Raw genomic sequence first — 6,130 nt, 5'->3', positions numbered from 1 at the left:
TTCGATGTGGTGGAGGCCGTGGCGGGGGCGGCGGATGAAGGCGCCCTGGAGTTGGCGGAGGACTTCTTCGGAGGGTTCGGTGCCGTCCTGGTCGAGGGCGTCGATCCAGCGGCGGGCGATGCGGGTGAGGAAGTCCGGGTCGTACTCGGCGGCGGTGGCGGTCAGGGCGTGTTCCATCCGGGTGCTGGTCCCGGAGTCGGTGACGGGCCGGACCCGGTCCAGGGCCTGGCTGATGATCGTGGCGGACCGGGAACCGAGGGTTCCGGCGGCGAGGGCGGCGCCGAGTTCCTCGTGCCGGGGTGCCAGGGCCTGGCCGGTGATCCCGGAGCGGGGCAGCACGTCCCCGGCGAGGGTCAGCCGGCGGTGGGCTTCGGTGGCGCTGATATGCAGGCGGGCGCGGAGGAAATCCCCGGGGAGCCGGTACCCGTCATCCAGGACCGGGTCATTGGTGGCAGCGGCTTCGGTGCGGGTGCGTTCGACCGCGGCCGCGCCGACCAGCTGCAGGTACTCCACGGTCCGGGAGATCTCCTCGACGCGGGCCGCGAACTCCGCGGCCTCACGGACCCCGAACAACGCCGCGTCCGCGACCGCCGTCGCACTCAACCCCCGCAAGCCCGCCAGCACACCACCCAACACCGCAGCGCCCGCAAGCTCACAGCCCGGCTGCGCACCGCGCAGATCACCGTCCGGCCCACCAGCCGGACGAAACGCGAGAGCTGCACCGCTTCCCATAAACCAAGTCTCCCAAGGGGGTACGACAAATTAGCCACCACCGGGATTATGAGCTCAAGCTACGCGGGCAGGCCCGTCCCGGCGCGTGCCGCCCGCAGAAATGGCAGACTGGCAGCATGACTGACCCTGCCGCACCGCACTCCTCCGGATCGTCGTCCCCTGACGGGCAGGCTCCCGGCCCTTTCTTTGGGCCGCGCCGGCCGCTGGGGCCGCGCGACCCCGGCGACGCCTGGGTGGAAGGCGAACATGGCCGCTTCTGGGGCCGGTTCGGTTCTGCCGGGTTGCTGGTTCACGACGCGGCGAAGGGTGTGCTCCTGCAGCACCGCGCCACGTGGAGCGACCAAGGCGGAACGTGGGGGCTCCCCGGCGGGGCATTGCATCAGGGTGAGGACGCCGTCAACGGCGCGCTCCGGGAGGCCCACGAGGAGGCCGCCGTTCCGCCCGGTTCGGTCCGCGTACTTTTTACCTCGGTGTTCGACGTCGGATATTGGTCCTACACGACCGTGGCCGCGCAGGTGATCGAGCCCTTCGAAGCGGAGATCAGCGACCCCGAGAGTATCGAACTGCAGTGGGTCACGCTCGACGCTGTGAGCCAGAAGGAGCTGCACCCGGGGTTTGCGGCCGCTTGGCCGGCGTTGCGCCGCGGCCTTCAGGAACCCGACGCGACGGCCACCCCGTTGCCCGGTTCCCGGTCCTAGTCACCGGCTTCCCGGCTTAGTCCACGGTTCCCGGGCCTAGTACCGCCCGGCTCTAGGACCGGCCAGGAACCTCGAAGGCCGCCAGGATCCTCACCAGATCGTGCTGCAGCGTGGTCCAGCCTTCGATGTCTTCGGGGAGGGCGTCGCGCTCGATCTGATGCGCCGTCGCCAGTGCGGTGCTGCCGGAGGCCGTCAGCGCCACCGAGAACTGTCGGCGGTCGCGCTGGTCCTTGGTCCGGCTGACCAGGCCCGACTCTTCAAGCCGCAGCAAAACCTTGCCCAGGGACTGGCTTTGCACCGCGATCCGGCGCGCCAGTTGCTCCTGATTGAGTGGCCCTCCGGCGAGGCCCTGGAGGGCGATGACTGCGGCATGGGTCAAACCCAACGCCGCCAATGCCTGGTCCTTGCGGCGTTCGACCAGCCGCGCGGCCATGGACAGCAACTGGTCCGTCCGCCATTTTTTTAGCTCCGATTCGGCGCTCATCCGCGGCGCCCCAGTCGGCTAAGAATGCTGCGCGCCGCACATGGCGTATCGCGGCGTGTACCGGCCTGACCGGATTCCCATCCTGCTCGGGGAACGGCGTTCATAATCCTCATGATGCCTCCCTGGCTCCGCTGGACCCACCTGGGTGCGCCGCTATCCGCGGCGTTGCTCCCACACTACAATAAGCATGCTTACTATGACTTTGGCAAGTTTGCTTACTAATCCGTGCACGGCCGTCATCGCGGCAAGGACCCGTCCCGGGTCGGAAGGATTGTGCTGCTGCCTGCGTCTAGGGCCGTCGCGGCGCGGGCCGCCGGCGGTACAGCCAGCTCAGACCGAGGATGGGCAGCAGCAGCGGAATGAATCCGTAGCCCCGGCCGAACAAGGACCAGACCGTTTCATGGGGGAAGTTCACCGAGTCGAACAGGCTGAGTGCGCCGACCACAAGGACGCCGACCAGCTCCACCAGCACTGCCGTCACGGAGACCTTGAACCAGGTACGTCCGGCTTTCGCGAGCGAGACAGTCGCCACGATGTAGACGACGGCGGCAAACGCCGACAGCAGGTACGCCAGCGGCGCTTCGGAGAACTTCGTCAGGATCTGGTACCCGGCCCGCGCCGTGGCCGAGAGGGCGAACACCGCATAGACCGCGATCAGCAGCCGGCCGGGGCCGGTATTGCGCGTGTCCTTCGCCGCCGCGGCTGTGCCGCCGGCCGTAGCATCTGTGCCGCCGGCGGGAGCGTCCGACGCCGGAGTCGACGCCGGAGTCGACGCCGGGGCCGTAGCCTCCGTGCCGCCTGCGGCCGCCGCCGTAGTTCCGGAGTCGCCAGTGCCTTGTTGGGGAGCTGCCATGTTCTTCTTTGCCTCTTCCACGTCAGTACCAGATCTGGTTCATTCGGGCCGCCATCACCAGCGCGGTGACGCCGACAGCCGCCAGCACAAAATTGCTCCACCGGGTGCGTTCCAGGATGGACCAGTACACCGCACCGACGGGAAGCATCAGCGCGGTGACCAGATATCCCCAGAATTCCCAGGGCTCACCGGCGATCCGCTCCCCCGAGGCGACCCGGACAATCGAACCAACCAGGTACACCAGCAGGGACAGTTCAACGGCGGCCACCGACAGGATGGTGGCATCGTTCGGGGCCTTCTTCATGATGCCGGCGCCCAGGCACAGCAGGGTGGAGAGCAAACCGACCACCAGGATGATGTACAAGTACGCGTCCACGCTCAGCCCGCCGGCTTCTCGTTGTCCGGCGCGAAAACCAGCACGGGTTTGGCGTAGCTGCCGGCGTCGGCCAGGAGGGCCACGAGGGAACCGTCGGGCGCGAAGGCAGCGGCAGGCTGTTCCGGCGTCGCGGCCCCCGGTGTCCCTGCGGCAGCACCGGCGGAGATCCGCCGCCCGAAGGACAGCTCCGTGGTCTCTTCAGCGGTGAGGTCGCGGTTGGGCATCAGCGCCCGGGCGGCCTGCGACATCTCCAGCACGTTCAGTTCCTCGGCGAGCTCTTCGAGGGTGCGCGCCTGGTCCAGCGTGTAGGGCCCCACCTGTGTCCGGCGCAGCGCGGTGAGGTGGCCGCCGACGCCCAGGGCGCCGCCGAGGTCCCGAGAGAGGGCACGGATGTACGTCCCGGATGAACACTCCACGGTGACATCGAGGTCCAGGGCCTCGCCGTCGTTGGCCCGGCGGAGCTCATGGAGCTCGAAGCGGTGGATGGTCACGGGACGCGCGGCGAGTTTGACCTCTTCACCGGAGCGGACCCGGGCATAGGCACGCTCGCCGTTGACCTTGATGGCGCTGACACTGCTGGGGACCTGCTGGATTTCCCCCGTCAGCTCTGCGATCCCGGCGCGGACGGCGTCCTCGGTCACGGCGGCGGCGCTGGCCGTGGCAGTGACCTCGCCCTCGGCGTCGTCAGTAATGGTCGACTCACCCAGACGGATGGTGGCGGTGTACGTCTTGGAGGTTCCCACGATGTAGGTCAGGAGGCGGGTCGCCTTGTTGATCCCGAGCACCAGCACCCCCGTGGCCATCGGATCAAGGGTCCCGGCGTGGCCCACCTTTCGGGTACCGGCGATCCGCCGCATCCGTCCAACCACATCGTGGCTGGTCCAGCCTTGCGGCTTGTCCACTATCACCAGTCCAGAAAGCACGCCTCCCAGTATATCCGCGCCGAAGATGCCCCCGGTCCGGACTCCGTCCGCGGCTAGGATGGCAGACATGCCCGAGCTTGCAGCCCACGTCCGCGACGTACCCGTCAACCAGATCCGCGAGATTACCGAGGCCGCCTGGCACACGCCCGGCGCGATTGTGCTCAGCATCGGCGAGCCGGGTTTCGCCCTCCCCCGCCACATCCTCGCCGCCGGGATGGCGTGCCTGGACCGGGACGAGACCAACTACACGCCCAACGCCGGCATTCCCGCGCTCAGAGAAGCGTTCGCGGCGAGGTTCCGGGAACACAATGCGACGCCGGTGGGCGCGGACCGCGTGTACGTGGTCGACGGCGCCCAGCAGGGCCTGCATTTCGCGATGACCCTGCTGCTCTCTCCCGGCGACGAGATCCTGATCCCCAACCCGGGCTATCCCACGTTCGCGATGACGAGCCGGCTGTTGCACGCCGTCCCCGTGGAGTACCCGCTGTACCCGGACCACGCGTTCCAGCCCCGGGTTGAAGACATCGAGGCCCTGATCACGCCGCGCACCAAGGTCCTGGTGCTCAACTCCCCGTCCAACCCGCTTGGTGCGGTCCTGGGCGCCGACCTCACCCGCAGCCTGGTGGAGCTGGCCGTCCGGCACGACCTCTGGATCATTTCGGACGAGTGTTACGAGGCCTTCACCTACGACGTCCCGCATGTCAGCCCGGCGCGGTTCGACAGCGACGTTCCCGGCGAGGCCCGGGTGTTCACCTCCCTGACCCTGTCCAAAACCTACGGCCTGACGGGCTTGCGGATCGGCGCGCTGGTCTGCCCGCCCGGGCTCGAACAGCAGATGAACAACGTGATGGAGGCGATCGTCTCCTGCGTGGCATCACCCTCGCAGTACGCTGCCCTCGCGGCCCTGACCGGACCGCAGGACTACGTCAGCCACGCCCACGCGCACTACCGCGCGAACCGGGACGCCGCCTCAGCAGTGCTGGAATCCAAGGGCATTCCCTTCCTCACGGCCCAGGGCGCCTTTTACCTCTGGGCGGACGTCTCGCACGTCAGCGGCGGCGACGTCCGGTCCTGGGTGCGGCGCTTCCTCGCGGACGCCGGAGTGTCCTTCGCCCCGGGTACCGCGTTCGGGTCGATCGGCGAGGGCTGGATCCGGATTGCCCTGTGCGGGGGCCAGGCGGAGCTTGTGGAGGGCGTCGGCAGGCTTCCCGCCCGCGGAGGGGCCCTCTAGTCCTACCGCGCGGCCGGGCCAGGCAGTAGCCTGACCGGACGCGGGTGCGGGCGGATTCAGGGCGGGTGCGCGGCGGCCCGGGAGGAGGACCTCATGTGGTGGCAGGACTTGTTGTGGGGTATCTGGAACGGGATCACGGCCTGGATCATCCTGATTGCGCACGTGTTCGGCGCCTGGCGCGAGTTCCCCTTCTACAACACGGGACGGGCCGGCAACTGGTATGACTTCGGCTTCCTGCTGGGCATGGGCTCACCGTTGTTAGGCGGTTTAGGCGCCCGACGGCGGCGCTGACAGTGCGGTATCGAGCCAGGTAGCCAGTGCGGCTGCCGGCGGCGCCCCGGTTTGGCGGGCCACCACTTTCCCGCCTGACACCACCAGCATCGTTGGGATGGCCTGGACGTCGAAGCGCCGGGACAGGTCCGGCGAGGTGTCGACGTCGACCTTCACCAGTTTGACCCGTCCGGCGCGTTCCCGGGCCAGTTTGTCCAGCACGGGGCTGACCATCCGGCACGGGCCGCACCAGGCGGCCCAGAAATCGACCAGGGCAGGCACCGGGGAGTGCTCGGCGACCGCGGCAAAGTCGCCGTCGCCGGCCTCAACGATCCAGGGCAGGTCCGCGTGGCATTTGCCGCAGCGCGGACGGCCGGACCCGGTAGCCGGGACACGGTTGGTGGTGCCGCACGCCGGGCACTTGGTCAGGGCCGTCGTCACGGCCGGCCGCCGCCCGCGGGTTCGCCCGCAGTCATGGTTCCACGGGACACTCCGGCCAGGCCGGGGCCTAGGGTCCAAAGTCCTCCGGGCCCAGACGGCACTGGCCGGCCCCGTTGCCGGGT

Annotated in this window: 9 protein-coding genes; 3 read left to right on the top strand and 6 right to left on the bottom strand. The window is 68.9% G+C overall.

Annotated elements, in window-relative coordinates:
- A partial coding sequence (locus AC1DBE_RS13835; RefSeq protein ID WP_476970884.1) for a DUF222 domain-containing protein occupies window positions 1-612 on the bottom strand: 612 nt, incomplete at its 3' end.
- 236 nt (window positions 613-848) lie between these two features.
- Here AC1DBE_RS13835 and AC1DBE_RS13830 point away from each other — a divergent pair.
- Complete coding sequence (locus tag AC1DBE_RS13830; RefSeq protein WP_476970883.1) at window positions 849-1,430, top strand: NUDIX domain-containing protein; 582 nt, start codon at window positions 849-851, stop codon at window positions 1,428-1,430.
- A gap of 52 nt (window positions 1,431-1,482) precedes the next feature.
- Here AC1DBE_RS13830 and AC1DBE_RS13825 read toward each other — a convergent pair whose 3' ends face one another.
- The 4 genes from AC1DBE_RS13825 to truB form a co-directional block, all read right to left on the bottom strand.
- Complete coding sequence (locus AC1DBE_RS13825; RefSeq protein ID WP_476879098.1) at window positions 1,483-1,914, bottom strand: MarR family winged helix-turn-helix transcriptional regulator; 432 nt, start codon at window positions 1,912-1,914, stop codon at window positions 1,483-1,485.
- A 289-nt stretch (window positions 1,915-2,203) separates the two neighbouring features.
- The gene (locus AC1DBE_RS13820; protein ID WP_476903795.1) at window positions 2,204-2,767 is read right to left on the bottom strand and encodes a hypothetical protein; all 564 of its coding nucleotides are present in this window, start codon (window positions 2,765-2,767) and stop codon (window positions 2,204-2,206) included.
- Window positions 2,768-2,789: 22 nt separating this feature from the next.
- Window positions 2,790-3,143, bottom strand: a complete 354-nt coding sequence (locus tag AC1DBE_RS13815) for a hypothetical protein (protein ID WP_476970882.1) — start codon at window positions 3,141-3,143, stop codon at window positions 2,790-2,792.
- A gap of 2 nt (window positions 3,144-3,145) precedes the next feature.
- Window positions 3,146-4,066 carry a tRNA pseudouridine(55) synthase TruB gene (gene truB / locus AC1DBE_RS13810; protein WP_476880690.1) on the bottom strand — a complete coding sequence of 307 codons (921 nt, stop codon included), beginning with the start codon at window positions 4,064-4,066 and terminating at the stop codon, window positions 3,146-3,148.
- 67 nt (window positions 4,067-4,133) lie between these two features.
- Between truB and AC1DBE_RS13805 the strand changes: the two genes are divergently transcribed.
- Both AC1DBE_RS13805 and AC1DBE_RS13800 read left to right on the top strand, forming a co-directional pair.
- The gene (locus AC1DBE_RS13805; protein WP_476903794.1) at window positions 4,134-5,297 is read left to right on the top strand and encodes a pyridoxal phosphate-dependent aminotransferase; all 1,164 of its coding nucleotides are present in this window, start codon (window positions 4,134-4,136) and stop codon (window positions 5,295-5,297) included.
- Between the two features lie 93 nt (window positions 5,298-5,390).
- Window positions 5,391-5,588 carry a hypothetical protein gene (locus tag AC1DBE_RS13800; protein ID WP_476880630.1) on the top strand — a complete coding sequence of 66 codons (198 nt, stop codon included), beginning with the start codon at window positions 5,391-5,393 and terminating at the stop codon, window positions 5,586-5,588.
- Here AC1DBE_RS13800 and trxA read toward each other — a convergent pair.
- On the bottom strand, window positions 5,565-6,008 hold the full coding sequence (trxA, locus tag AC1DBE_RS13795; RefSeq protein WP_476970881.1) for a thioredoxin: 444 nt from the start codon (window positions 6,006-6,008) through the stop codon (window positions 5,565-5,567). The two genes, AC1DBE_RS13800 and trxA, sit on opposite strands and share 24 nt — an antisense overlap.
- Window positions 6,009-6,130 lie beyond the last annotated feature (122 nt).

The organism is Arthrobacter sp. 10T416 (assembly GCF_056394165.1).
The sequence above is the reverse complement of the archived record's forward strand: the minus strand, read 5'-3'. Positions and strand labels throughout refer to the sequence as shown.

Bases quoted from the DNA above. Each gene is read 5' to 3' on its own strand.
- AC1DBE_RS13805 (WP_476903794.1), top strand. From the start codon at position 4,134: ATGCCCGAGCTTGCAGCCCACGTCCGCGACGTACCCGTCAACCAGATC.
- AC1DBE_RS13825 (WP_476879098.1), bottom strand. From the start codon at position 1,914: ATGAGCGCCGAATCGGAGCTAAAAAAATGGCGGACGGACCAGTTGCTG.
- AC1DBE_RS13830 (WP_476970883.1), top strand. From the start codon at position 849: ATGACTGACCCTGCCGCACCGCACTCCTCCGGATCGTCGTCCCCTGAC.
- AC1DBE_RS13820 (WP_476903795.1), bottom strand. From the start codon at position 2,767: ATGGCAGCTCCCCAACAAGGCACTGGCGACTCCGGAACTACGGCGGCG.
- AC1DBE_RS13800 (WP_476880630.1), top strand. From the start codon at position 5,391: ATGTGGTGGCAGGACTTGTTGTGGGGTATCTGGAACGGGATCACGGCC.